Annotated in this window: 18 protein-coding genes; 12 read left to right on the forward strand and 6 right to left on the reverse strand. The window is 69.1% G+C overall.

Going from position 1 to position 26,445, the window contains the following annotated elements:
* The 4 genes from Acor_RS41965 to Acor_RS03320 form a co-directional block, all read left to right on the forward strand.
* The coding region (locus Acor_RS41965) for a DUF5682 family protein (protein WP_246238388.1) at positions 1-1,056 on the forward strand (1,056 nt) is incomplete at its 5' end.
* A complete protein-coding gene (locus tag Acor_RS03310; protein ID WP_155335022.1) occupies positions 1,056-2,213 on the forward strand; it encodes a VWA domain-containing protein in 1,158 nt (385 codons plus the stop codon). The genes Acor_RS41965 and Acor_RS03310, both read left to right, overlap by 1 nt.
* Before the next feature lie 159 nt (positions 2,214-2,372).
* Positions 2,373-3,737 carry an MFS transporter gene (locus tag Acor_RS03315; protein WP_155335023.1) on the forward strand — a complete coding sequence of 455 codons (1,365 nt, stop codon included), beginning with the start codon at positions 2,373-2,375 and terminating at the stop codon, positions 3,735-3,737.
* Between the two features lie 15 nt (positions 3,738-3,752).
* The gene (locus Acor_RS03320) at positions 3,753-4,760 is read left to right on the forward strand and encodes an enolase C-terminal domain-like protein (protein ID WP_155335024.1); all 1,008 of its coding nucleotides are present in this window, start codon (positions 3,753-3,755) and stop codon (positions 4,758-4,760) included.
* A 3-nt stretch (positions 4,761-4,763) separates the two neighbouring features.
* On the opposite strand, the gene Acor_RS03325 is transcribed toward Acor_RS03320, so the two are convergent.
* Both Acor_RS03325 and Acor_RS03330 read right to left on the reverse strand, forming a co-directional pair.
* Positions 4,764-6,119, reverse strand: a complete 1,356-nt coding sequence (locus Acor_RS03325) for an LCP family protein (protein WP_246238389.1) — start codon at positions 6,117-6,119, stop codon at positions 4,764-4,766.
* Between the two features lie 177 nt (positions 6,120-6,296).
* Positions 6,297-7,775 (reverse strand): alpha/beta hydrolase family protein, encoded by a 1,479-nt coding sequence (locus Acor_RS03330; protein ID WP_155335026.1) that lies wholly within the window; start codon positions 7,773-7,775, stop codon positions 6,297-6,299.
* A gap of 145 nt (positions 7,776-7,920) precedes the next feature.
* Between Acor_RS03330 and Acor_RS03335 the strand changes: the two genes are divergently transcribed.
* The 3 genes from Acor_RS03335 (at position 7,921) to Acor_RS03345 (ending at position 14,022) form a co-directional block, all read left to right on the forward strand.
* Complete coding sequence (locus tag Acor_RS03335) at positions 7,921-9,012, forward strand: exonuclease SbcCD subunit D (RefSeq protein WP_155335027.1); 1,092 nt, start codon at positions 7,921-7,923, stop codon at positions 9,010-9,012.
* Positions 9,013-12,780 carry an AAA family ATPase gene (locus tag Acor_RS03340; RefSeq protein WP_155335028.1) on the forward strand — a complete coding sequence of 1,256 codons (3,768 nt, stop codon included), beginning with the start codon at positions 9,013-9,015 and terminating at the stop codon, positions 12,778-12,780.
* A 105-nt stretch (positions 12,781-12,885) separates the two neighbouring features.
* Positions 12,886-14,022, forward strand: coding sequence for a hypothetical protein (locus tag Acor_RS03345; protein WP_218034109.1), 1,137 nt, complete (start codon positions 12,886-12,888; stop codon positions 14,020-14,022).
* Positions 14,023-14,414: 392 nt separating this feature from the next.
* On the opposite strand, the gene Acor_RS03350 is transcribed toward Acor_RS03345, so the two are convergent.
* From Acor_RS03350 to Acor_RS03360, 3 genes are all read right to left on the reverse strand, one after another.
* Positions 14,415-17,225 carry a coiled-coil domain-containing protein gene (locus Acor_RS03350; protein ID WP_246238390.1) on the reverse strand — a complete coding sequence of 937 codons (2,811 nt, stop codon included), beginning with the start codon at positions 17,223-17,225 and terminating at the stop codon, positions 14,415-14,417.
* A gap of 724 nt (positions 17,226-17,949) precedes the next feature.
* Entirely contained in the window at positions 17,950-18,606 is a 657-nt protein-coding gene (locus Acor_RS03355; RefSeq protein WP_246238391.1) for a hypothetical protein, read from the reverse strand.
* A 1,012-nt stretch (positions 18,607-19,618) separates the two neighbouring features.
* Positions 19,619-20,830, reverse strand: a complete 1,212-nt coding sequence (locus Acor_RS03360) for a hypothetical protein (protein WP_246238392.1) — start codon at positions 20,828-20,830, stop codon at positions 19,619-19,621.
* 63 nt (positions 20,831-20,893) lie between these two features.
* Here Acor_RS03360 and Acor_RS03365 point away from each other — a divergent pair, with 63 nt between their 5' ends.
* On the forward strand, positions 20,894-21,859 hold the full coding sequence (locus tag Acor_RS03365) for a winged helix DNA-binding domain-containing protein (RefSeq protein WP_155335031.1): 966 nt from the start codon (positions 20,894-20,896) through the stop codon (positions 21,857-21,859).
* On the opposite strand, the gene Acor_RS03370 is transcribed toward Acor_RS03365, so the two are convergent.
* Positions 21,856-22,584, reverse strand: coding sequence for a M50 family metallopeptidase (locus Acor_RS03370; protein ID WP_246238423.1), 729 nt, complete (start codon positions 22,582-22,584; stop codon positions 21,856-21,858). The two genes, Acor_RS03365 and Acor_RS03370, sit on opposite strands and share 4 nt — an antisense overlap.
* A gap of 99 nt (positions 22,585-22,683) precedes the next feature.
* Between Acor_RS03370 and Acor_RS03375 the strand changes: the two genes are divergently transcribed.
* The 4 genes from Acor_RS03375 (at position 22,684) to Acor_RS03390 (ending at position 26,393) form a co-directional block, all read left to right on the forward strand.
* Entirely contained in the window at positions 22,684-23,796 is a 1,113-nt protein-coding gene (locus Acor_RS03375) for a magnesium and cobalt transport protein CorA (RefSeq protein ID WP_246238393.1), read from the forward strand.
* A 160-nt stretch (positions 23,797-23,956) separates the two neighbouring features.
* Positions 23,957-24,556, forward strand: coding sequence for a PadR family transcriptional regulator (locus tag Acor_RS03380; RefSeq protein WP_155335033.1), 600 nt, complete (start codon positions 23,957-23,959; stop codon positions 24,554-24,556).
* Entirely contained in the window at positions 24,553-25,524 is a 972-nt protein-coding gene (locus Acor_RS03385; RefSeq protein WP_155335034.1) for an ATP-binding cassette domain-containing protein, read from the forward strand. The genes Acor_RS03380 and Acor_RS03385 overlap by 4 nt, the downstream gene beginning before the upstream one ends.
* Entirely contained in the window at positions 25,521-26,393 is an 873-nt protein-coding gene (locus Acor_RS03390; protein WP_155335035.1) for an ABC transporter permease, read from the forward strand. The genes Acor_RS03385 and Acor_RS03390 overlap by 4 nt, the downstream gene beginning before the upstream one ends.
* Positions 26,394-26,445 lie beyond the last annotated feature (52 nt).

The raw sequence follows: 26,445 nt of genomic DNA on the forward strand, positions 1-26,445 counted from the left end.
ACCCCGGGCTCCCCCGCGGACGACGTCTCCCTCGCCGACCTCACCGGCTTCGTCGAACAGTGCCTCCTCGCCGACCTGCCGGACGCACTCCCCCACGTCCTGACCGCGATCGGCGACCGCGCCGCCCTCGACCACGATGTCCGCCACCTCATGTCCGCCCTGCCCGCCCTCATCCGAGCCCAGCGGTACGGCGACGTCCGAGGCACCCCCGCCCAGGGCCTCGGCTCCATCGTCACCTCCCTCCTGGCCCGCAGTTGCGCCGGCCTCTCCCCAGCCGTCACCGGCCTGGACGACGACACCGCCCGAGAGATGGTCACCCAAATCGACGCCGTGACATCAGCCGTCGCCTTGCTCGACGACCCTGCGCCCGAGGGCGTGAGCGGGGCCGACGCCATCACGTCAGCCGCCCCGTCTGAGGCTGTGGGCGGGGTCGATGCCGTGACGCCACCCGCTGCCCTCCTCGAAGGCCCTTCGTCTGAGGGTGAGGGCGGGGTTGATCCCGTGGTGCCGGCCGCCGCCGTCCTCGGTGATCCTTCGTCTGAGGGTGTGAGGGGGGTCGGCTTCGCCGTGGGGGCTGGGAGTTCGCCTCGGCTCGATGGCTCGCCGCGAGGGAGGTGGCTGGCGGCGCTGCGTGGGGTGGCCGATCGGGCCGACGCTCCTGGGGTCATCGAAGGGCGGTTGGTTCGGATTCTGTTCGACGCGGAGATCATCGAGGACGCGGATGAGCGGATGTCGCGGGCCATGTCGCCGGGGCATCCGCCGGTTCGGGTCGCGGCCTGGATCGAGGGGTTTCTGTCCGGTGGGGGGCTGATGCTCGTGCATGACGCGCGGTTGCTCGCGATGGTGGATGGGTGGCTGTCGGGTTTGCCCGGAGATGCCTTTATCGATGTGTTGCCGCTGCTGAGGCGTACGTTCGGGGCGTTCGCGCCGCCGGAGCGGCGGGCCATCGGGTCGCGGGTGGCTTCGGGGGCGACGGCGCCTGTGGAGATCACGTGGGACGCCGAACAGGCCGCTGGGGCCGTACAGACTGTGCTGGCGATTCTGGGGAGGTCCTGATGGACGAGCGGTGGCGGCGGTGGCGGCTGGTTCTCGGCGGAGAGGCCGATGGAATGCCGGGCTGTTCCGCGGGGGAGTTGAGCGCTGGGGACGCTGGGATGGCCGCGGCGCTGGCCGCGCTTTACGACCAGGGCGAGAGTGGCGGGTCGCGCAGTGCGGGGCTCGGGTCGTCGGCGCCGAAGGTGACCCGATGGCTTGGCGATATCAGGACGTACTTCCCGTCGTCGGTCGTCCAGGTCATGCAGAAGGACGCGATCGAGCGGCTCAACCTGAGTCGTCTCCTGCTCGAACCGGAGATGCTGGACGCCGTCGAACCCGACGTGCACCTGGTCGGGACGCTGCTGTCGCTCAACCGGGTGATGCCGGAGCAGGCCAGGGAATCGGCGCGGGCGGTGGTCCGGAAGGTCGTCAACGAGCTGGAACGGCGGCTCGTGCAGCGGACCAGGGCGGCGGTGACCGGGGCGCTGGACCGGGCCGCGCGCACCAACCGTCCCCGGCGCACAGCCGACATCGACTGGGATCGCACGATCCGGGTCAACCTCAGGAACTATCTCCCCGACCGGAACACCATCGTTCCCTCCCGGCTGGTTGGATACGCCCGCAAACAGCAGGCGGTGCAGCGTGAGGTCGTGCTGTGCATCGACCAGAGCGGTTCGATGGCCGCCTCGGTCGTCTATTCGAGCGTCTTCGGCGCGGTGCTGGCCTCGATGCGTTCCCTGCGTACCAGTTTGGTCGTCTTCGACACCGCCGTGGTCGACCTGACCGACCAGCTCCACGATCCGGTCGAACTCCTGTTCGGCACCCAGCTCGGCGGCGGCACCGACATCAACCGGGCCATCGCCTACTCCCAAGGGCTGATCACCCGCCCCAACAACTCCATCTTCATCCTGATCAGCGACCTGTACGAAGGCGGCGTCCGGGACGAGATGCTCCGCCGGGTGGCCGCCATGACCGCCGCCGGAGTCCAGGTGATCGCCCTGCTCGCCCTCTCCGACGAGGGCACCCCGTCCTACGACCACGACAACGCCGCAGCCCTCGCCGCCCTGGGGGTCCCCGCGTTCGCCTGCACACCGGACGCCTTCCCCGGCCTGATGGCCGCCGCCATCGAAAGAAGGGACATCGCGGCCTGGGCCGAACGGAACTTGACCTCCAGATAGCCGAGCCGACCAGATAACCTGCCAGCGTGGTCCGGCGGAAGTCCTACGTCTAAGTTCGCATGGCCGGAAGTGTGGGATGGTTTGTACCGTTCGGGGGTGACTTCTTCCCCCGATACCGTTCAGGTTTTCGATCAGCGGTACCGCGCTTTGAGCGTGGGTATGGTCGCGCTCTTCATGCTGGTGGCGTTCGAGTATCTCGCGGTGGCGACGGCGATGCCGGCCGTGGCGCGGGAGCTGGACGGGCACGAGCTCTACAGCCTGGCGTTCAGTGGTGGGATCGCGGCCGCGTTGATCGCCACCGTGGCGGGTGGGCGGTGGGGGGATGTGAAGGGGCCCGCGGCGCCGTTGTGGACGGGGTTGGCGGCTTTTCTGGTGGGGCTGACCGTGGCGGGGGCCGCGCCCAGCATGGAGGTCTTCCTGTTCGGGCGGTTCCTGCAGGGGTTCGGCGGGGGCATGTTCGACGTCGCGATCTACGTCCTGGTCGGCCGGATATATCCGGCGGCGATGCATCCCCGGGTGTTCTCACTGCTGGCCGCCGCGTGGGTGCTGCCCTCGGTGGTCGGCCCGGCCATCACCGGCTTCGTGACCACGCATTTCAGCTGGCGCTGGGTATTCCTGGCGGTGCCCCTGCTCGCCGCCCCGGCGGTCTTCGCCCTCTGGCGAGGACTCGCGGAGCACCACCGACCGACAGACCCGGGGGAGCGTCACCGACTGGCCGATCCGGCGGATCATCATCGACCGGTCGGCGCGGGGGAGCGCCACCGGCCAGCCGATTCGGCGGGGGCGGAGAGTGACGGCCGCGCGGATGGGGGCTTTCGGCAGCGGTTGGCGATGGGGGTCCTGGCGGCGATCGGTGCCGGGTTGTTGCAGTACGGGAGTGGGGCCAAGAACATCGGGCTGATAGTCGCGGGGCTTGGTGTGCTCGCGGCCTCGTTGCCGCGGTTGCTGCCGCGGGGGACGATGCGGGCCGCTCGTGGGTTGCCGTCCGTTGTGGCGTTGCGCGGGATCGCCACCGGGTCGTTTCTGGCGGCCGAGGTGCTGATTCCGCTGGTTCTGTTCGAGGAGCGTGGTCTTTCTCTCGATCAGGGTGGTATCGCGCTCACCGGTGGCGCGCTGTTCTGGTCGCTTGGGTCGTGGATTCAGGGGCGGATGCCGTACCGGCGGAAGTGGCTGCTCGGGATGGGTAGCGCGCTCATCGCGGCCGGGATCGCCATCACGGCGACGGTCGTCGTGGCCGCGGTGCCGGTGTGGGTGGCGTTCGTCGGCTGGTCCGTGGCGGGATTCGGTATCGGTGTGGTTTATCCGACTTTGTCGGTACTTGTTCTGGAGTTGTCGGAGCCTGCCGAGCAGGGCAAGAACAGCGCCTCGCTCGCCGTCGGGGAGTCGGTGCTGACCGTTGTCGCGATCGCCGTCACCGGCGCGATTTTCACGGTTTCCGCGGCGTTCGCCTTGTGCTTCGTGCTGCTGGTGGCCATGGCCGGGGCAGGGGTTCTCCTCGCCGGACGTGTCACCATGGAGGTCTGAGCAAGGGGGAATCACGTGCCGCGTGTCCGCGAGATCGAGGTGTTCCGGCTGGTCCTGCCGTATGGCAGGCGTCCGGAGAGCATCCTCGTCAAGTTGACCGACTACGGCGGCATGGCGGGCTGGGGCGAGGTCGTGCATCCGGCGCCGAAGACGTGGGCGACCCTGGAGGAGACCATTGGCCGCGCCCTGCTCGGGGTGGACTGGGAGCATCCGTATGAGCTCGGTGGGATTCCGGGGGGTTCGGCCGCCGATATGGCGTGCTGGGATCTGTGGACGCGCCTGATCGGCGTGCCGCTGGCGCACGCGCTGGGCGGAACCCGGACTTCGCTGATGGCGACCGTGCGGTTGTCGGCGGACCGGTCGCTGGAGAGCATGGTGGCCAGGGTCAACCGGCACGTCGGGGCCGGATACGGGCATGTCACGCTTGATGTGCATCCGGGGTGGGATGTGGAGCCGGTTCGCGCGGTCCGCTCGGCGTATCCTGCGCTCGCCATCGCGGTGGACGGGCGCGGCGCGTACACCGAGCTCGCCCAGCTGGAGGCCCTGGACTCCTACGGCCTGGCCGGGATCGAACGCCCCTTCGCCGACCTGATCACCAGCGCCGAACTGCAGGACCGGATCTCCGCCCCGGTGACCGTGGAGGTCGGTTCGGTCCCCGAACTGGACGAGGCCGTCACCCTCCACGCCGGCCGGGCGCTGCTGCTGCGGCCCTCGCTGTTCGGCACCCTCGGCGCGGTACGGCAGGGGCACGACCACGCGGTCGCCGCCGGCTGGGACATCACCTGCGCCGACGGCCGGGGCGCCGGCCTGGCCAGGGCGGCCACGGTCGCGGTCGCGAGCCTGCCCGGCTGCACGCTGCCCAGCGACGTCACCGAACCCCCGCGGAACGCCCAGATCGTCAGCCCGCCGGTGGGCGCGTCGGGGGGCGTCGTCGCCGTCCCGCTCACCCAGCCCGGCCTCGGCCACACCATCGACGAGGACCGGGTCAGGCGGATGTCGCTGGAGTCGTTCCTGCTCCGCTGACGGTCACATCCCGTCGCAGCCGTCCTTCAGCTGCGTGGGCGGTGCCGCCGCCGTATCCGTATGCGCGATGGGTTCGGTGGTCGTGACGGCTTTCGCGGAAGAGTTCTTTAGCGCGCGGGCCGCGGTGTGCCGGATCAGCTCCCAGTCCGGGTAGCCCGTCTGGATCAACGGCGGCACGAACGGCACGCTCGTCACCCGCGCCCGCTTCACTTTCGCGGCCAACGGCACCAGATGCTCCAGCATGCCGCGCGGCACATCCGTCTGGATCAGGCCCTGGGTGGCCTTCGCGATCCGGTTGAACCGGGTCAGCACGGTCGCCGGGTCGGCCTGGGTCAGCAGCGCGTTGAACACGCAGCGCTGGCGGCGCATCCGGGTGTAGTCATCGCTGAACGTACGCGAACGGGCGAACCACATGGCCTGGGCGCCGGTGAGGCGGCGGGATCCGGCGCGGACCAGGCCCTCGTTGTACCGGCCGAACACGACGTCCTGGTCGACGTTGACCACCAGCCCGCCCAGCGCGTCGATGATCCGGGCGAATCCCCACATGTTCACCAGCGCGTACCAGTCGATCTTCAGCCCGAGCGTGTAGCCGACGGTCTCCTTGAGCGTCTGGGCGCCCATGTGCTGCCGCCCGCCGAACAGCTCGGGATGCTGGTCGGCGTACTCCCAGACCGAGAAGAGCAGATCCTCCCGCCCGCCGCCGACCCCCACCGGCAACTGGAACCCGTCCGGGAATCGGGTCTGCATCGGGCTGCCGGGCGGGAAACGCACGTCCTCCAGGTTGCGCGGCAGGCTGAACAGGACGGTGTTCCCGGTGCGCACGTCCACACTCGCCACGTTCACGCTGTCGGTCCTGACCCCGATCCTGTTCTCGTCGGAGTCCCCGCCGAGCAGGAGCACGTTCACCCGGTCCCGCCCCGGCCAGGGGTCGGCGATCGGGCCCGTGTCGCCGCCGAACACCTGCTCGATCGTCTGCTGCGACACCGTCACGTACCGCGCCGTGACCACGAACGGCAGCGCCGTCACGACCGCCAGGACCCCGGTCGCCGTGCCCGCGGCGATCTGCCCGTTCCGCGGCAGCCGCCCCGGCCGCAGCACGATGAACGAGTGCACGATCAGCAGGAACCAGCATCCCGCGGCCGCCCACGCCACCACGCTGATCGCCGTCAGCCACCCCAGCGCCCGCCCGGCCAGCCCGGCGTCCGCCTGCCACGCGACGGCGAACGCCGTGAGCAGGATGCCCAGATAGGTCCCGAGCAGGGCCAATCCGGTGCGGGTCCACCCGGCCCGCAGATGAGCCGCGCCGGGCAGCACGGCGGACAGCGCGAGCCACCCGATCACTCCCGCTGGCTTATTCACGTCCACCCCGACTGGAATATTGTTCCGCTTATGGATTACGTTGACCAGTCGTCACCGACAGTGTCGCCGCGATTACATTGAACCGCTCGCACGGCCTTTATGCCGTTGCCTTTGCGATGCTTGGCGAGTTCGTCGGCAGGTTTGACCCCTCGGATACCCGCGTATCCGGGCATTTCCCTACCAGGGGAAGGCGAACAGACCGTAGTAGGCGGCCGTCACCAGCAGTAGGCCAGTACCGCCCAGGACACCGGCGAGGGTGACTTTCTGCCACCGGGTCGGCTGCCAGCCGTCGCGGAGCCCGACGATCAGCGCCCCGGCCGCGCCCACTTCCTGCGCCAGGATCACCACCGCCAGCACCCGCACCACCAGCCACCCGGCCTGTACGGCAGGCCACGCGCCCGCCTGGTTCACCGAGAACAGCACGATCAGCATGATGAACGCCATCACCGCCGCGAGCAGCCCGAGCCCCGCCCACGCCATCCGCCGCAGCCTGCGCCGCATCGCCGGCCACAACTGCGCATTCGTTTGAAGCCGCAGGTCCCGGCCGCGCAGCCGGACCACCATCTCGGTCACCGGCGCGGCCACATAACCGACCGCGGCCAGGGTGAGGGTAAGCCCGAGGAAGGTGCTCCCCCCGTACCAGGGCGCAGCCGGCACGTCGGCCGCCTGGAACCGCTGCACCGGAGTCGCCCCCGCCATCTTCAGCTGCGGCAGGCTGGGCAGCCCGTCGATCCAGTTCGCCAGCGTGGGCAGATAGTCGGGCACGAACCGCCCGCCGTTGATCCGCATCGCGTGGTCGGCCCCGGCCAGGAAGCGGATCGTGTAGTCACTGGTCGGCAGCGAGTTGATCAGGGTCTCCGTGCTCTCCACGAACGGCACCGATGGGTCCATCGTCCCGTACAGGGCCAGCGTGGGCTGGGTGATGCCGTGCAGCGCGGGCCTGCTGTCGTAGCGCAGGAAGTCGAAGCCGACGCCGCCCATCGCGCGGGTGAGCAGATCGCGCACGCCGTCCGGCGCGTGCAGGCGCAGCAGCTGCTCGTTCAGCGCGAACGCGACCTGGCGCATGGGCGAGACGTTCGGCGAGGAGACGAGCACGGCATAGGCCACATCACGGCTCCTGGCCGCCGCGATCGGCACCACCCAGCCGCCCTCGCTGACCCCCCACAGCCCGGTTTTGGCCGGATTCACGTCGGGCCGGGCCCGGAGCACGTCGATCATGTGCAGGGCGTCGTCGGCGAGCAGCCCGAAGTCCCGGCTCCGGAAGGAGTACCCGATCGTCCGCTTGTCGTAGGCGAGGGTGACGATTCCGGATTTGGCCAGCCATTCCGCCTGTGAGGTGAACTCGTCGCCCGAGCCGGAACCGGAGCCCTGCACGAAGACCATGGCCGGATGGCGGCCCGGCGTCGCGGGGGAGCGGATCGTGGCGTGCAGTTCCTCGCCGCGCACCGGCACGGTGACCCGCTGGACCTGGATCTGGGCGGCGGCGCCGCCCGGCCGGTACTCGCCCGGGGGCTGCACAGGCAGCGCGTTGTACGCCGGCGGGTTGTCCAGCGGCGGCGGATCGAAGGCGGGCGGAGGCAGCAGGTAGCCCAGAATCGCGAGCGCCGCCACCAGGACGCCCGCCACGACACTCAGCGTGCCCCGGCCAACCAACATCAGGCCGCTCCCCGCGGGACGGTCCACATTCCGAGTCGTGCCCTCCTCCTTACTTGCCCACTGATCACCAGGTTAAGACATTACGTGTTGGTGCAGAGTTGGTAGGCCGCACATTTGTCGGAGGGACCTGTTAACTTCCTGCGACATGCGCCTCCTGCACACGTCGGACTGGCATCTGGGCCGGTCGTTCCATCGCGAGAGCCTGCTGCGCGCCCAGGAGGCCTTCGTGGACCATCTGGTCGCGACGGTCCACGCGGAGCGCGTGGACGTGGTTCTCATCTCTGGGGATGTGTACGATCGCGCGCTTCCTCCGGTCGACGCGGTGGCGCTCTGCGGGGAGGCGCTGGCCCGGCTGCGCGCCCTGGATGTGGACACCGTGGTGATCAGCGGTAACCATGACTCTCCGGTGCGGCTGGGGTTTGGGGCCGATCTCATGGATCGGGTCCATCTCCGTACCGATCCGGGTCGGTCCTGGCTGCCTGTGGCCATCAACAAAGTTGGATTTTTCGGCATTCCGTATTTGGAGCCCGAACTGGTCAAGGGGCCCTGGCAGCTGCCCGAGCGGACCCACACCGCCGCGATCACCCATGTCATGGACCGGATCCGTGCCGACCCGAGCGAGCGCAAGGTGGTGCTGGCGCACGCGTTCGTGGTCGGCGGCGCGGCCAGCGACAGCGAGCGCGACATCACCGTCGGCGGCGTGGGCCACGTCCCGCTGGCCGCCTTCACCGGCGTCGACTACGTCGCCCTCGGCCACCTGCACGGCCGCCAGCGGATGAGCGACACCGTCCGCTACTCGGGTTCCCCCATCGCCTACTCCTTCTCCGAAGCCGACCACGTCAAAGGCTCCTGGCTGGTCGACCTCGACGCCGGCAGCACCGAATTCGTCCCCGCCCCCGTGCCCCGCCCGCTCCGCAAGATCCGCGGCCACCTCGCCGACCTGCTCGCCCTCGACCCCTCCGACCACTGGATCCAGGCCACCCTCACCGATCCAGTACGGCCAAAGGCCGCGATGGAGCAACTCCGAGCCCGATTCCCCCATACGGTGGACCTGCATTTCGCCCCCGAAGGCGGCATCGAGCCGATCGCCCGCGCCGCCCGGAGCTCCGGCCGCCCCGAGATCGAGGTGGCCCTCGACTTCGTCCGCGAGGTCAGGGGCGAACCCGCCGACGCGGACGAGCGGCGGCTGCTGGAGGACGCGATCACCGCCTACCGGATCAAGGAGACGACGGCGTAGATGAGGCTGCACCGGCTGCGGATCTCGGCGTTCGGCTCGTTCCCCGGTGTCGAGGAGGTCGATTTCGACACCCTCGGCGAGGCCGGCCTGTTCCTCATCCACGGCCCCACCGGCGCCGGCAAGACCACCGTCCTGGACGCCGTCTGCTGCGCTCTGTACGGCGTGGTGCCCGGCCTCCGCAACAGCGCCAGGACTCTGCGCTGCGACCACGCCCCGCCGAACCGGGGCCCGGAGGTCCTGCTGGAGGCCACCATCCGGGGGCGGCGGCTGCGCATCCGGCGCTCACCCGCCTGGCTGCGCCCCAAGCTCCGCGGTCAGGGCATGATCACCGAGAACGCCAAGGTCATCGTCGAGGAGCTCAAGGACGACTGGGTCGCCCTCACCACCCGCCTGGACGAGGCCGGCGACTTCATCGGCGGCCTGCTCGGCATGAACCTGGACCAGTTCGCCCAGGTCGCCATGCTGCCCCAGGGCGAATTCGCCCGTTTCCTCCGTGCCGACGGCGAAGACCGGAGGAAACTCCTGGAACGCCTCTTCTCCGTCCGCCTCTTCACCGAGGTCGAGAAATGGCTCGCCGACCGCCGCCGCGAGACCGGCCGCGAGGAGGAGGCCCTGCGCCAGGAGGTCCACGCCGCCGTCAACCGCATGCGCGGAGCCGCCGGCGACACCCTCCTCCTCGAAACCACGTCCGACCCCGAAGCCGACCCGCTCACCTGGAGCTCCGGCCTCCTCGCCGCCGCCGAGTCCGCCGCCCGCGACTCCGCCCAGGTCTGTGCGGCGAGCGAAGCCACCCTCACCGCCGCCCGCGGCCGCTTCGACCAGGCCCGCGCCCTGGCCGAACGCCGGCACCGCCACGCCGACGCACTGCTCCGCCGCGACGAACTCGAATCCACCGCCGAGGAACGCGCCGACCTGCAGACCCTCCTCGCCGAGGCCGCCGCGGCCGACCGCGTCCTCCCGCTGATCCGCCAGCACGACCAGCGCACCGCCCAGGCCGACGCGGCCACCGCCGCCGCCGAAGCCGCCCGGGTGGCCGACGTCGCCCCAGACCAGCTGGCCACCCTGGAACAGGATCACCGGAACGAGATCGCCCGACTCGTCCAGCTCGAACCAGAGGAAACCCGCCTGACCGGCCTCCGGGCCGCCCGCGCGGAAGCGGCCCAGGAGCTCCTGTCCCTCGAAAAGACCGAACAAGAACTCAACGACCGCCTGGCCGTCCTCCCCGACGACCTCCAGGAGGCCGAACTCCGCCTCGCCACCTCACGCCACGCCGGCACCACCCTGCCGATCGCCGAATCAGCCCACGAAGCAGCGGAATCCACCCTCACCAGCGTCCGCCACCGCGATTCTCTGGCCGAGGCGCTGGCCCAGGCTCAAAGCCGCCGCGACACGCAACTGAGCGCCCTCGAACGGTCGGCCCCCCACCTGTTCGAGCCCCTTCCGCTCGCGTCGACCGATATCGGCGATTGGCCTGGGGAGCCGACTCTGGCCGGATGGCAGCGGCAGTGCCGCGAGGAAGCCGCCCGGCTCCAGGAGTTGAGCGCCCAGGAAGTCCGTCTTGGCGTGGTCCGGGATGAACTGAGGCAGTCGAGCAGGGAGATCACGCGCCTCGAACAGGCTGACGCCGAGGTTGCGGCGGTGCAGGCCGAACTGCCCGGGACGTTCGCTGCGGTAACGGCTGAATTCGATGAACTGCGGTCCAAAGTGGCGGAGATTCCCGCCGCCAAGGCCCGGTGCCAGGCCGCGCGGGGGCGGTTCGACGCGGCGCTCCGGCGGGACGAGCTCATGGCCGAGCTGGCCGAAGCGGAAGAGGTCCGGCGGGCGGCGACCGACGAGGCGCAGGCGGCGCTGGACCGGTTGCTGGCCGTGCGACAGGCCAGGATCGACGGTATGGCGGCGGAACTCGCGGCCGGCCTGGTGGCGGGGGAGGCGTGCGTGGTCTGCGGGTCCGAGGCGCACCCCGCTCCGGCCGAGTCCTTCGCGGGTGCGCCCGATGCCGACGACGAGGACGCCGCCCAGGCGGAATCAGACAGCGCCCAGAGCGCACGGGAGAGCGCGGAAGCCCAGGTGGCCGGCGCGGCTTCCCGGCTGGAGTCGGCGGCCGACCAGGCGGACGGGGTGTCGGTGGGAGACGCGGAGGCGGCCCTGGCCGCCGAGGAGAGCGCGCTCGCCGACTTGCTGGCGCTGGCGGCGACCGAAAGCGGCCTGGCGGCGCAGGTTGCGGCATTGCGCGACGAACTGGAATCCGCTCGGGGGCGCGCGGAGGAGATCGGGCGGGCGCTGGCCGAACACCGCGCCGCCGCGAGCGCACTCCTGGCCGAGCAGGAAAGGATCGTGGCGCGGCTCGACGAAGCCAGAGGCGACGATTCCTCGGTGACCGAGCGGAGAGCCCGGATCGTCCGCGTGGCCGACCTGATCGCGGCGGCTGCCGAAGCCGTGGCGAGCGCCGCCGGCGCACACGCCAAACACGACGCCGTCCGCCAGACCGTGCCCGAAGACCTCACCGAGACGATCGCCGTCCAGGCGCGTACCGAGGCGGGAATCGAGCTCGCGCGGGTCCGGATGACCGCCGCCCGCCAACCGGCGGACGCGCTGGACGTCTCCCGGCTCACCGCCGAACTGGCCGATCTCGGCGAGCGGGCCCGCCGGAACGCGGTCGACCTGGCGTCCGCGCAGACCCGGGCCGAACAGCTGTCGTCCGACGAGAGCCGGCTGGCCGCGATTATCGCGACCGCCTGCGGCGACGACCCTACCCTGACCGCCAGGGCCGCCCGCCTCACCGGCGAGGCGGACCGGCTCCGGGCCGCGTCCGCCGCGCTGCGCACCGCCGCCTCAGCCGAAGCGGAACGGGAATCCGCCCACGAAGCGGCCGTACGCGCCGCGCTCGACGCCGGTTTCCGCGGGATAGAAGACGCCCGCGCCGCCGTACGGACCGAGGCCGAACGGGCGGTCATGACCGAGCGGCTGAGCGCGCTCCGCGACGAGCACGCCGCCGTCGCAGGGCTCCTGGCCGACCCCGAACTCCTGGCCGCCGCCGCCGAACCGCCCCCGGACCTGGCCGGGCTCGCCGCGGAACGCGACCAGGCCGAACACGAACACGAGGACCGCACCTCCGCCCGCGACCAGGCCCGCCACCGGCGCGACCAGCTGACCGCGCTCTCCGCCGACCTGACCAGCGCCGTGAAACTCCGGGTCCCCGCGGAGACCCGCCACCGCCTGGCCCGCCGGATGGCCGAACTCGCCAGCGGCACCTCCACCGACAACGAATGGGACATGGCTCTGTCGGCCTACGTCCTGGGCGAGCGCCTCCGCCAGGTCGTGGACGCCGCCAACGAGCGCCTCGCCCACATGTCCGACGGGCGCTACCTCCTGCAGTACGACAAACGCCGGAGCGCCGGCTCCCGGAGCCGCTCCGGCGGCGGTCTGGGCCTGCGCGTCCTGGACGCCTGGACCGGAATCGACCGCGACCCCGCCACGCTCTCCGGCGGCGAAAGCTTCATCACCTCCCTGGCCCTGGCCCTCGGGCTGGCGGACGTCGTCACCGCCGAAGCCGGCGGCACCGAGATCGGCACCCTCTTCGTGGACGAAGGCTTCGGCACCCTGGACGAGGAGACCCTGGACGACGTCCTGGACATTCTGGACTCCCTCCGCGAAGGTGGCCGGGCCGTCGGCATCATCAGCCACGTCCCCGAACTCCGCACCCGGGTTCCCACCCAGCTCTACGTCAGGAAGGCCCGTACCGGCTCGACCCTCACCCTCCGCGCCTGACCGCGGACGCCTGGCGATCAGGGTCAGACTTATCTGTCGATCTCGCTAGTGCACAGAGCGCAAGCGGTACCCAACCATGGGTGCCCGGATCGACGGGAGAACTCAGTGCTTAAGAAGACGAAACGGTCACGCCCTAAAGCGATCAAGCCAGGCCAATCCCTTGCCGATGCGTACGGGTCGGATCAGCTGGACACTACGCCGACGACCACCACGACCACCCCGCCTGGCAACAACAACACCACGCCGGTGATCGGCCCCGTTCTCACGACCACCACCACGGTGACCCTTCAGGACGACGACTCCACCGAGAGCGGCGAGCAGGACGACGCGCCGAACACCACGACCGCGTACAAGCCTCGGCCGGTGAACCGGAGGGCGCGTGCCCTGCCGACGGCGCCGCTGGCGCAGAAGAGCGTCGCCGATCATGAGTTCATCGCCAACGAGTACTACACGTTCTACGACCACACCACGGGTCTCCACAGCGACGCCTACCTGAACCAGGAGACCGATCTCTACAGCTCCATGAGCAAGTTCGACGGCAGCTACCTCAAAGAGCCGATCAATGTCCTGCAGCTCGTGAAGTACTGCATCTCGGGCCTGGAGCGGAATCTGTACACCCTTGAGGCGCAGAACTGGGACTCCGACTACGACTCCGGGCTGAAGGACGCCGACTACTTCCACTTCCGCAACAAGAACGTCCACTCCGTCCCCTACAACGGGGTCGCCCGGCGGATCGTGGTCAACACCAAATCGCAGCAGCTCAGCCTCGGTCTCGTCGACGCGCTGCTCCCACTGCTCGAGCAGGGCAGCGACGTCCGGGACAACATGCTGAACATCAAGGCATTCCTGGGAAGCGAACCGCTGACGGAGATCCCCAAGGCCGACAAGATCGTCATCTACTACAACCCTGACGGCGCCGACCCCCAGAACGACCGGGTGGGCAACCGGGTCATGCAGACCATCGCCGCCACCATCTCCCGGAGTGACCTCGACCCCAGGCTGGCCCCCTTCTACCAGACCCTCGTCGACGGCATCGGCTGGGCCGACGAGCAGGGCGGCGCGAGCTTCACCACGATCCGCCAGGCGGTGCTGGAATCCGTCGTCAAAGAGAACGACTTCATCGACAACGAGGAGGACTTCTACAACCTGGTCATCCGGAAATTCGCGCAATGGGGCATCGATCCCAACAACACCCACCAGGTGGCCCAGAACAACCCGATGCCCGGTCCCCGTTTCACCTAGAAACGCACACGCATCTCGGCGACGGGGACGACCGCCTCACCCAGGTCGAATGTCTCTACGGTCTCCCCGGCGTCGATTCGGGCAATTCCCTACGCATGCCTCATCCCGACAGTTGCACTCCACCTCGGCCATCGTGGGTTCCGGTTGACAAGGAATCGTCCCTCAGATGCTCTTTGCCGGTGCGGTGCGGTGCGGTGCGGTGCGGTGCGGTGCGGTGCGGTGCGGTGCGGTGCGGTGCGGTGCGGGTGACTGTGGCGTCCACACCTCGGCGAGGAGTTCGACAACCTGCCGCTGCACGGTGACATCGAGCGTGGTGGCCAGCTCGCCGGCCTCTCATGCACGGTGACGTCGAGGGCGGTGGTCGGCTCGTCGGCCGCTCTTGCGGGGTGGAGTCAGCTTGGGCGGGTTATCCATGGGGCGAGGGTGCGGACTCGTTCGGGGTGGCGGTCGTTGGCGATGATTATGGGCGGGTCGTTGTAGGGGGTTGTGTCGGAGGAGCGGCGGAGTTTGATGTATTGGCCGCAGGCGTCGATGGCGTAGGGCTCCATGTCGTCCTGGAGTGCGCCGATTACGGTGATGCCGTAGGTTTCGCCGATTCGGCGGAACAGGGAGACGGCTTCGCGGCGGTGTTCTTTGCCGAGGTTGCGGCCCAGTTCGTCCAGGACGAGGGTCAGGTGGGTGCCGCCGGAAGAGGCGATGGCGGCGGCGCAGACCAGTTTCACCGCCTTCTCGTCCATGAGGGCGGTGTTGGCGCGGCGGTTGTAGGGGACGTAGGACTGGGCTTCGCCTCGGCGCCATTTGGGGATCACCCGCCAGGACCAGCGCTGTTCGGGGTCGGCGGGAGCGGCGGGGACGGGGAAGTCGAGGGTGGCGCCGTAGCCGCCGTAGTCGGTGTCCAGTTTTCCGAATTCTTCGGATACGCGGGTGAGTCGTGCCCTGATGGCCTCGGTCAGCGCGGCGCGGTGCACGGTGGTGGACTGGGCGGCCTCCTCGGCGCCTCTGGTCGCGGCGGACAGGTCGCGGCGGCGTGAGGTTATCTGGGTTTCGATCTGCCGGCGCTGGTGGCGTTCGTATTCCTCCTGGGCGCGGAGGTAGGAGGCGAGGGAGCCGCACAGGGCCGGAAAGGTGGCCAGTTCTTGGGCTGAGCGGCCACTGCGGCGTTCCTTGATGAGGAAGTCGAGTTCCTCGGGCGTTTCGTCGGTTTCGGTGAAGGTGGCGCGGAGGGCGGCGTCGAGGTGGCGTTCGGCGGTGCGCCACCATTCGTCGGCGGTCAGCGGGTCGGCGGTGGTAAGCCAGTCGCGGGCCACGTCCAAGGTGTCGCCCCATTCCTGGGCGAGGCCGGGAAGGTTGAGCGTGTGGCGCTCTTCGGCCACCTGGGCGGCGTGTAGTCGCGCCTGGTCGCGTTCGGATTCGAGCCGCTGGCGGCGGCCGTCGAGGCGTTCGACTTCCAGGTTCCGGGTTCTGGCGCGGAAGTCGAGGGCGCTGACCTCCTGCTCGGCGGTGTCGAGGATGGGAGTCAGCTCGCCGATCGCCGCCTGCAGAGTGGTGAGCTGTTCCCGCTGGGCGGTCAGCCGCTGGTGGATTCCGGCCAGCCGGATGGTCGCGTCGGCGCCTTCGACCCGGCGTTTCGCCGCCGCCACGCCGTCCTCGGCCTGGCGGACGGCCTGGACCGCCAGATCCTGGGCGTCACGCGCCCGGGACAGGCGCTGCTCGGCGGCCTTGATGCGGGCGTCGCGGCCGGTGACCGCGTCCTCGAAGGCACCGATCACCGTCACCCCGGCAGGGCTCACGAGGACCGATCCTGGCAGGTCCGCCAGCGCCTGGGCCGCCGCCCGCATGTGTCCTGAGTCGACGATCACCGCGAGGTCGTGGGGCCAGCCGCCGGGCGTCGTCAGGGTGTCGTGGGCGTGCTCGGCGACGTCGAGAGCGTCCAGGAGGCTGGCCGCCGGGAGACCTGCCGCTGCCAGGGCCTTGAGCTGCGCGGCGGCGGGGCCGTTCTCGGCCTCCTGAAGGGCGGTCTCCGCGGTTTGCGCTTCGCGGTCGGCCACGCCCTGGGCTTTGAGCGCCTCGTTGAGGCGGTGCCGGGCGTCGGCGAGTTCGGCGTTGGCCGTGGGCAGGTCGCGGCCGTCGGACTGGCGCTGAAGGTCCTCAAGGACGGGGATCTGGGCGCGGAGTTCGTCGGCGGTGTTCTGGACGACGGCGCGTTCGGTCTCCAGTTTGCCGGCGCGGACCTGGGTGGTGGCCAGTTCGCGGCGGGCGGCGGCCAGGGCCCGGTCGAGTGAGTCGTCCTTCAGGCCGCTGATCTCGGTTTTGATCGCCGCGATGGCGTCGGAGGCCGTGTCCGCCGTGTCCTGGTGGGCGGCGAAGTCGGTTCTGAGACCCTGGTCGCGGTCGGTGGCGTCGACCAGTCGGCGGGCGAGCCGGCCCCGCCAGCAGCGCAGCGCCTCAGCGAGGCGTTCCCTGGCCTGGTCGCGGCGGTCGAACGTGCCGAGCAGCGCGGCCGATTCCGACTCGAACTCGCGCAGGCGTTCCTCGGCCTGGGCGGCGCGGACGCGCCTGGCGTGCTCGTCGCGACGGGCTTCGCGTTCCTGGTCGAGTTCGGCGTCCAGGCCGGTCAGTGCGGCGATGGCTTCGAAGATACGCTCGGGGGAGATCTCGTTCAGCGGCTGCGAGAGCAGGTTCGTGGCGACCTTGCTCCGGACCGACGTGGACAGGAACGACACGCAGCGGACCCGATCGCCGTAGAGCACCCGGGTGAGGTCCCGGGCCACCACGTCCCGGCGTCCCGCGCTCTTGGGCAGTTCGGCCCACACCTCGTCAGCTCTGCTGACCCGGTCGGCCTCGGACGCGGCCTTCGCCAGGAGCACCCCATCCGCCCAGCGCACTTCCAGATGCGGAGCCTCCTGGTTCACCCGCACCCATACCGTGATCGGCAACCCCGCCGACGGCACGTCGAAAACACCGACGATGTATCCGTGATCGGCGCTCGCCCACTGCTGATCACCCTGCGCGGCCAACTCCGCGTTGAACAACAACTCGGACACCGCCTTCGCCCCCGACGCGAACCGCCACTGCTCGTCTCCGAGCAACGCCGTGATCGCCGCGATGAACGACGACTTCCCCGCCCCATTGGAGTCCTTGGGCCCCGCCCCCGCCACCACGATCAACGTCCCCGGCACCGTCGGCACCGGATGCGTCGACAACCGAGAAATATTGATCGCCTGCACAGCCACCAACACCCGATCCCCAACAACGTTCTCCGTCACCGTGGGAGCAGAAGGGGCAGCGACCTCAACCCCCGCCAGGGCAAGATCGACGGCCGTCGCTGAGGTATCCATCACCATTCACCCACCACACGCAGTCCCCGTCCTCCGAGGCAAAAAGCAAACGCGGAATGCTCCCGCACGTTGACCTCCTGGTTCTGTCGGTGCGACGGCCCGCCGTAGATCAAGCCATCGACAACCAAGCCGACGCGTTCGACCACCCCGGCGCATGGGGCGACAGCGCGGGAAATCCTCCCGCCGCTGGGCAGGGTTGTGGACTGCGAGCGACCTGGCTCTCGGCTGGTCGCGCGGGGAGTTTCGCAGCTGCCGGTCAGGGTTGTGGAGGACGGACCATCCGGCTTTCGAGTGGTAGTGCGGGCAGTTCTGTAGCTGTTGGGCGGGGTTGTGAACTGCGAACGACCCGGATTTCGGGTGGTTGCAGGGGGAGTCCTGCCGCTGTTGGGCGGGGTTGTGGACGGCGGACCATCCGGCTTTCGGGTGATTGCGCGGGCAGTCCCGTAGCTGTCGGGCGGGGTTGCGGACTGCGAACGACTCGGCTGTCGGGTGGCTGCGCGGGGAGCTCTGCAGCTGTTGGGCGCGGTTGTGGATCGCGGACCATCCGGATTCGGCCGGGGATCTTCGGCCTTCCAGGCCAGAGTGGATGTCATTTGTGTCCCCTTGCGGCTCGGCGGGAGCGGATGGCTACGGCCAGGGGGGTGTGCGGGCCTGCCGCGAGGATGAGTTCTTCCTGGAGGCGTGCGCGGGTGGTCTGCGTCAAGCGATGGAACTGGGGGCCGGGAACGTAGCCACCGGCGGTTTCGTCCGCGCCTTTGATTTGGGTGAGGAGGCCGGCATGGCGGAGTGTTCGGAGTGCGGCGTCCAGTTCGCCGATGGGGAGCAGGGTGCGTTTGCGCAGTTCTTCGACCGGGACGGGGTAAGGGGAGAGCCAGGTGTCCTCGGAGAGCAAGCCCTCGGAGCGAGGGATCGCCACGGAGTGGATCAGTACCAGAGTCAGGACCGCGCGTTCCCCTTCGGACGGTTGAGCTTGGCCGGAGGGAATGCCGTCCTGGTATCCGGAGATCCAGCTATCACGACGCTGGATCAAGGTCCGGCCGCGCCGGGCCAGCATGTCGGCAAGGGTCCGGCGGAGCGCGGGGTCACGCAGCGCCGCGAAACGCGCCTCGTGCACGGGTTCCGCGACGTACTCGACCGCCATGAAAGCCGCGACGAGTTCTGAACGTCGACGCTCGTCGTAGGGAACCAGCAGATCGTCCATATCGGCCGGACCATCATGGCGGTAGCCGCTCACCGGCACCCGCACGGGTTCGGAACCGCCTTCCGACGGCGGAGCGGGCATTCTCCGCATCAGCTCGCGAAGCTGGGCGTGAGATTCGGCGGGCCAGGTGGCACAGCGCGGCCCGAGCCGAACATACGCCTTCGCCAGATCACCGGAACGCGCCCGCCCGCCGCGTGCGATGACATCCTCTGAGCCCGCTACCTCAGGGCCAGCCGCAATGGTGACCCAGCCCGTATCGCTGAGCCGGCGAAGAGCACCGATCGCCCAGCTTCGAGTGGAATCATCAGCGCGCCCGGTTAATGCGCGATAACAGGCGAGAACGGACGCGACAGGAACGGAACTTCCCGGCCAGGGATCGACGGAACGATCAGTCCAGCAAACCCGGAGACACGCCGCAAGCACCCGCCGCGTCTCACCCGACCGCTCAACGGGAAACGCCGGAAGCTGGTACTCATCCAGAAGCGACGGAGTATCACCATCCGGCCAGACCGGAAGACCACTCGCAGCCTCACCCTGCCCAAGCCGCATAAAACCCGCCGGAACGTTCTCAATCGGACTCACTGAAAGAACGCCACTCATCCGAGCACGGGCATGGATCTGCTGAGCGGTATCGCCATGTGTGAGGCGTTCGGCGTCTTTGGTAGCGCTCGGCTGAAGAGCGCCAGCCATCAGGCCGTGTGCGTGGTCCTGCTTGGCGATGTCGCCTGGTTCGACGTTGTCGGCACTCGCGGGGGTGCACTCGGCAGCGCTCGGCGGGAGCGCGTCGGTCGCTTGCGCAGGCGCGTGGTTCTGCTCGGAAGAGTCGTCTGGTCCGACGCTGCCGGCACTCGCGGTGGCGTTTTCGTCTGGGCTCAGCGGGAGTGTCTCGGTCGTCTGCGCAGGTGTGTGGTTCTGTTTGCCAGCGTCGTCTGGTCCGAGATCGTTGGCACGGACAGGGGCGTTTTCGGGACCGCTCAGCGGAGGAGTGCCGGTCCTTCTGGCACGGGCGTGGTTCTGATTGGCGGACCCGGGTGGGGATGGGTTGAGCGGCTGGGGTTCAGGCATCGGTTGGGTGTCTTTCCAGGGTGCCGTGGGAGAACCAGCTGGGGTGGCCTTCCGGGTGTGAGGTCAGGGTGTCGGACCATCTCAGCCGGTACGGAAGTCCGGAGCGCAAGTCGGCGGCCGTGAGGTCGGCCAGGAGGCGGCGGATGGCCGGCCAGCGGTCGGTGAGGATCTCGCTGAGGGGGACTTCGGAGCGGCCCGCGAGAGCGGTTTCGGCCACGCTGGTCAGCCGGTCGAGGCCGGTGATGGCCGGAGCGTAGGAGTTCGCGGGGCCCGGGTCGGGGAGGGGAGAGCGGGGCGGAGTGGGGCGGATGGGTGTCGGGCGGGGGGCCTCGTCGACGGCCTGGGCGATGGCGGCGGGGTCGTGCCAGGGGGCGGCTGCGTCGAAGGGGAAGCCGTCGAGGACGGCGGCGAGGCGTTCCCTGGTGGCGGTCTGGGCGAAGGTGCGCCAGGTTTCGGCGGGGAGGAGAGTGAGGTTTCTGGTGGTTCCGGCGGAGTCGGCCAGGCGTCCGGCGGCGCGGCGGGAGGCGTCGCTGTAGGCGTAGATCGCTGTGCGCAGGTCGGTGCAGGTCCGGTCCAGGTCGGGCCAGCGGCCGAGAATCGTGCCGTGCAGGTTCTGGGCGCGGCGGGCGATCTCCTCGGTGCCCCAGAGTTTGGGCGCCTGTTCGCGCAGTTCCTCGATCGTGCCGGTGCTGAGGGTGATGAGCTCCAGCGCCCACAGCCGGAACGCCCTCGCCAGGTTGTACGCGGACTGCCTGGCCTGCTCCATCGTGGTGCGCGGATCGGCGACGTTGAGGTCCTCCAGCGCCAGCAGCCGGTGCATCTCGCTCTGGCCGCCGTCATCCATCATCCGCCGGATGAACATCAGCCCGACCACCGACGTGAACGACGCGCGATACCGGAGCTGGTTCGGTTTGGGGAACACCTCGCGGACCGCGCCCAGCCCGCGCAGCACCCGCAGCCGATTCTCGAACTGGTCGGCCGGATACGCCCGGCAGGCGTGCCGCATCTGCTCGTGGGTCAGCCACTCCTCACCGGCCTCCGCGAACGCGGCGAACAGTGTCTCGGCGATGTCCACCAGCGCCGGATCGTCGACCACGGCGCCGCTGTCCCTGGCCAGGGCGGCGAACATCCTCCGATAGGTGACCAGCACCGCCTCATCGGTCAGCGCGGCGTCCAGCGTCTCCGGCACGTTCTCGTCAAGCACGCGCCCTACCGTAGGACACGCCTCCGACAGTTCTCCGCCCGCCAACCTTCCTAGGATCTCCGCATGAATAATCTGTGGCACGCGCGGGCGGCGTCCCAGCTGCTGCACCGTCCACCTGGCACTCCGGCCGGGATCGTGCGGCAGCTGCTGGCCGTACAAGCGCAGGATTCGCGCGCGGCGGCGCTGGCCCTCCGGGCGAGAGGGACGGGCTTCCACAGAACGGACGTCGACCGGGCGCTGGCCGGAGCCGAGATCGTCCGCGCCTGGGGACCGCGCGGAACCCTGCACCTGATCGCGGCGGACGACCTGCCCTGGCTGCTCTCCCTGGTACGCCCCGGAGTCCAGAACGCGATGCGCAGACTCCGCCAACTTGGCATCGAGGGACAAACCCCAGAACAGCTCGTCGATCGGGTAGACCTGGCGATCCGCGACCAAGGCCCGCTCACCAAAGTGGAGCTCGCAACCCGGCTGAACATCTCGGCACCGGACCAGACGGTCATCCACCTGGCCGCTCTCGCCGCCGAGAAGGGCCTTCTCGTACTCGGCCCCGATCGCGGCGGCAAAGCCACCTATGTCCACACCGCCGACTGGCTCGGCGCTCCCCTCACCTTCGAACCGGACCGGGACAAAGCACTCGCCGAACTGGCGACACGCTATTCCCGGGCCCATGCCCCGGCCGACCCGCAAGATCTCGCCGCCTGGTCCGGCGTCTCCTTGGGCGACGCTCGCCGAGGCTGGTCCCTCGCCCAGCCATCACCGACACACCAGCCATTTCCCGATCCGGTACGACTCCTGCCCGCCTTCGACGAATACCTGCTCGGCTGGCACAGCCGAGCAGGCCAACTGTCCGACGTCCGGGCGGTTCACCCCGGCGGCGGGATCATCCGCCCAACGATCATCATGGACGCCCAGGTCACAGGCACCTGGACAATCCGCCAGAATCAGATCACGCCCTCGTTCTTCGCCGAGAAGGTCCCACTCGACGCCGAAATTTCCAGCATCCAAGCGTTCCTGACAAGTACTGATTAGGGCAAGAACGCCAGTGGCAGCGCGATCTCCGCCCGGATCAGCAGATATCCGCCGTATCCCAGCGCGGCCACCGCGACCACGAAGAACACCATCACCCAGAAGCTGCCCGGAATCCGTGTCAGGCGGGCGAGCTGGTCCGCGTCCGAATCGGGGGCGCGGCCCCTTCGTCGCTTTCCCTGGAGTTCGAGGATCGGCCGTACCCCGCCGAGCATCAGAAACCAGGCCGCGCCGTACGCGATGACGCCTTGTACGTCAGTCGGGGCGAACCAGGACACCGCGAACACCGCTCCGCCGACGACCAGCAGGGAGACGACGCCGAAGGCGTTGCGGATCAGGAGGAGCATGCACGCGAGCAGTGCCAGAACACCCCAGAGCAGCAACGTCACGTAGCCGGCGGCGGTCAGCCAAGCGGCGCCGACGCCCACCAGCGACGGCGCGACATAGCCTGCCGCGGCCGTGATGATCATCCCTGGGCCGGTGGGGCTGCCCTTCGTCAGGGTGACGCCGGAGGTGTCCGAATGCAGGCGAATGCCGCGCAGTTTTCGCCGGGTCAGGACCGCGGCCAGGGCGTGCCCGCCCTCATGGGCGATCGTGATCAGCCCGCGCGATACATGCCAGGACGGCCGATATCCCACGATAACCAGCGCTACCAGCCCGGACACGCCGATCAGCCACAACGGAGGCGCGGCCTGCGTCGCGATCAGCTGGTTCCACAACGCCTCCAGCGTGGCCACCTCCAGGTAAGTGAATCTTCACCGGCGATCATTGTCCCGTATGCCGAACCCCATCGGTATACGTCATCATTTCGGGGATAACGTCAACATGTGGCCAGACTTCGTTTGCGTTCCTGGATGAAGCGGGAACTCGCGCCCGAGCACTCGATGGACCCCCGGAGTGCGCACGATGAGACGATCAAGCAGAGTGTGGTCGACAACGCGGTCTACCTGAACGGCCAGCGGGTCGACTCGCCGATCTCCCTCGGCGGAGCGATCACGACGCTCCGGGAGAGTCCGGGAGCGATGGCCTGGATCGGCCTCTACCGTCCCGAAGACGACGAGCTCATCAAGGTCGCCGAGGAGTTCTCCCTGCACGACCTCGCCATCGAGGACGCGATCGTCGCCCACCAGCGCCCGAAAGCCGACAGGTACGGCACGACCCTGTTCGTGGTGCTCCGAGCCGCCCAATACCTGGACCAACCCGAAAAAGTGGCCTTCGGCGAGTTACACGTCTTCCTCGGCTCCGACTTCGTCATCACGGTACGGCACAGCGAAGCCCCCGACCTGGCCGTCGTCCGCCGCCGGATGGAAGCCGACCCCGAACTCCTCCGCCAGGGCCCCCAAGCGGTCCTGTACGCGATCCTGGACGCCGTCGTCGACGGATACGCGCCCGTCGTGGCCGGCCTGCAGAACGACATCGACGAGATCGAAGTCCAGGTCTTCGGCGGCGACCCGGCCGCCCCCCGCCGCATCTACTCGCTCTCCCGCGAGGTCATCGAGTTCCAGCGCGCCACGACCCCGCTCATCGCGATGCTGGACGGCTTCATCGCGGGCTCCACCAAGTATGGCGCCGACGAGGAACTCCAGCGCTACCTCCGCGACGTCGCCGACCACGCCATCATCGTGACCGAGCGGGTGGCCGGATTCCGGCAGATGCTCCAGGACATCCTGATCGTCAACTCCACCCTGGTCAGCCAGGCCCAGAACGAGGAGATGACCAAACTCACCGCCGCCAGCATCGCCCAGGGCGACGAGGTCAAGAAGATCTCCGCCTGGGCCGCCATCCTCTTCGCCCCCACCCTGGTCGGCACCATCTACGGCATGAACTTCGACTCCATGCCCGAACTCCACTGGACCTTCGGCTACCCCTGGGCCATCGCCCTCATGGCCCTGGTCTGCACCACGCTGTACGTCATCTTCAAACGCCGCGACTGGTTGTAGCCCCCTCCCCGGGTTGCTCGCCGTCATCTGCGCCCGCGCTACTTCCCGCCGCACCGGCGCCAAGCAGCGTGGAGACGATGTTGTTCGGGTTGGATAAGCCCATTGTCACGTCAAATATCTAGATATATCGTTCACCTATCTCGATAGTTGGAGTGATCGAATGGAAGACAACCTCATGTGGGTGGGCGGGCCGCCGTTCCCGCCGCATTCCCCCATTCCACCGCATCCCGGAGGCCCGTTCGAGGCGCATCCCGGAGGCCCGTTCGACGTCCCTCCGCCGCACGCGGTCCCGCTGCCGGGGCCGCGCGTCAAGCGGGGCGACGTGCGCCAGGCGCTCCTCCGCCTGCTGCACGAGGAAGCGCGCAACGGCTACCAGATGATCGAGGAGATCTCCCGCCGGAGTAACGGGATCTGGCGTCCCAGCCCGGGTTCCGTCTACCCGGCCCTGCAGCAGCTCGAAGACGAAGGGCTGGTCAGGGCGGAGGAATCCGGCGGCAGCCGTACCTATCGGCTGACCGACGAAGGACGGCGGCGGGCCGATGAGTGGTCCGGAGTGGAGCCCTGGGACGAGGTGGCGCGGAGCATGCCGGAGGATCGGCATGAGCTGCGGCTGCTGTGGGGGCAGCTGGGGGAGGCGTTCGTGCACCTCACCCGGGTCGCCTCCGACAAGCAGGTCGCGCAGACGAAGAAGCTGCTCAAGAACACCCGGCGGGAGATCTTCAAGATTCTCGCGTCCGACGAGGAAGAGGACGAGCGGTGAATCCGGCTGTCGAAGTCCGGGGGCTGCAGAAGACCTACGGGAAGGTCGAGGCCGTCAAAGGCGTCGATTTCGAGGTCGCCCCCGGTGAGGTGTTCGGGTTTCTCGGGCCGAACGGCGCCGGGAAGACGACCACGATCAGCATGCTCTGCACGCTCATCCGCCCGACCGGCGGCACCGCCCGGGTGGCCGGCCACGACGTCGTCACCGAACGCGACGAGGTGCGCCGCAACATCGGCCTGGTCTTCCAGGATCCGACGCTGGACGGCTACCTGACCGCCGAGCAGAACCTGCGTTTCCACGCCGAACTGTACGGCGTCCCCCGGGCCGTGGTCGCCGACCGCCTCCACCAGGTGATGGAGATGGTCGCCCTCTGGGACCGCAAGGACAGCAAGGTGATGACCTTCTCCGGCGGCATGAAGCGCCGCCTGGAGATCGCCCGCGGCCTGCTGCACTCCCCGAGGGTCCTGTTCCTGGACGAGCCCACCGTCGGCCTCGACCCGCAAACCCGTGCCGCCATCTGGGGATATATCAACAAACTGCGCCGAACTGAGGACATCACCATCTTCATGACGACGCACTACATGGAAGAAGCCGAATACTGCGACCGGATCGCGATCATCGACCACGGTGAGATCGTCGTCGTCGACTCCCCGGAGGCGCTCAAGGCCAGCATCGGCAAGGACCGCGTGCAGATCGCGACCGCCGACGACCAGGCCGCCATCCGCGCCCTCCGCGACCGGTTCGACCTGGACGCCCAGATCAGGGAGGGTCAGGTCACCTTCGGCGTCACCGGCGGCGAGGCGTTCGTGCCCCGGCTGTTCGCCGAGCTGGGCCTGCCGATCCGCTCGGTGAGCGTCTCCCGCCCGTCCCTCGACGACGTGTTCATGGAGTACACCGGCTCGACGATCAGAGACGCCGAGTCCGAGGGCTCCAAGAACCAGTGGATGAAAGCGATGGCCCGCCGATGACCGCGACCGAGGTGACGGAGCGGGATGTGGTGCGCGTCGTCCTGCCCAGGGGCGGCGCGGCGCACGACCTGCGGGCGGTCCGGGTGGTGCTGCACCGGGAGTTCCTCCGGTTCGTCAGCGACCGGACCCGGATGGTGTCCTCGCTGCTGCAGCCGGTGCTCTGGCTGTTCGTGATGGGTACGGGCCTCGGCTCGCTGGTGCGCGACTCGATCCCGGGAATCGACTTCCGTACGTTCATGTTCCCCGGCATGATCGCGATGACGGTGATCACCACCGGCATGTTCTCGGCGGCCTCGATCGTGTGGGACCGCGAGTTCGGCTTCCTGCGCGAGATGCTGGTCGCGCCGGTCGGCCGGGGCGCGATCGTGCTCGGCAAGTGCCTGGGCGGGGCCCTGATGGCGACCTCGCAGGGCGTGCTCATTCTGGCCCTGGCGGGTCTGGTGGGCGTGCCGTACGCGCCGGGGCTGCTGCTCACCCTGCTCGGTGAGATGTTCCTGGCGGCGTTCACGATCACCGCGTTCGGGACGCTGCTGGCGGCCAGGATGAAGTCGATGCAGTCGTTCTTCGGCGTGATGCAGATGGCGATCATGCCGATGGTGTTCCTGTCGGGGGCCATGTTCCCGCTGGCCAACCTGCCGTCCTGGCTGCACGTGCTGACCACGGTGAACCCGCTGACCTACGCGGTGGATCCGATGCGGCACGCGGTCTTCGGGTATCTGAACGTGCCCCCGCAGGTGGACGCGGTGCTCAATCCGGGCATCGTGTGGTTCGGGTGGCGGCTGCCGATCGGGCTCGAACTGGGGGTAGTGGCGGCGTTCGCGGTGGTCCTGCTGGGGGTCGCGATCGCGCAGTTCAAACGGAGCGAATAGGAACAGCCCGGGGCTGGGCGCCCCGGGCTGTCTCAGTAGAGCTCAGTAGAGA

The organism is Acrocarpospora corrugata, assembly GCF_009687845.1.
In the GTDB taxonomy this organism is placed as follows: Bacteria; Actinomycetota; Actinomycetes; order Streptosporangiales; family Streptosporangiaceae; genus Acrocarpospora; species Acrocarpospora corrugata.

What these genes read in the sequence shown, in the direction of transcription:
- Acor_RS03380 (WP_155335033.1), top strand. Translation starts at nt 23,957, where the DNA reads ATGGAAGACAACCTCATGTGGGTGGGCGGGCCGCCGTTCCCGCCGCAT.
- Acor_RS03365 (WP_155335031.1), top strand. Translation starts at nt 20,894, where the DNA reads ATGAATAATCTGTGGCACGCGCGGGCGGCGTCCCAGCTGCTGCACCGT.
- Acor_RS03340 (WP_155335028.1), top strand. Translation starts at nt 9,013, where the DNA reads ATGAGGCTGCACCGGCTGCGGATCTCGGCGTTCGGCTCGTTCCCCGGT.
- Acor_RS03335 (WP_155335027.1), top strand. Translation starts at nt 7,921, where the DNA reads ATGCGCCTCCTGCACACGTCGGACTGGCATCTGGGCCGGTCGTTCCAT.
- Acor_RS03390 (WP_155335035.1), top strand. Translation starts at nt 25,521, where the DNA reads ATGACCGCGACCGAGGTGACGGAGCGGGATGTGGTGCGCGTCGTCCTG.
- Acor_RS03330 (WP_155335026.1), bottom strand. Translation starts at nt 7,775, where the DNA reads ATGTTGGTTGGCCGGGGCACGCTGAGTGTCGTGGCGGGCGTCCTGGTG.
- Acor_RS03315 (WP_155335023.1), top strand. Translation starts at nt 2,373, where the DNA reads ATGGTCGCGCTCTTCATGCTGGTGGCGTTCGAGTATCTCGCGGTGGCG.
- Acor_RS03310 (WP_155335022.1), top strand. Translation starts at nt 1,056, where the DNA reads ATGGACGAGCGGTGGCGGCGGTGGCGGCTGGTTCTCGGCGGAGAGGCC.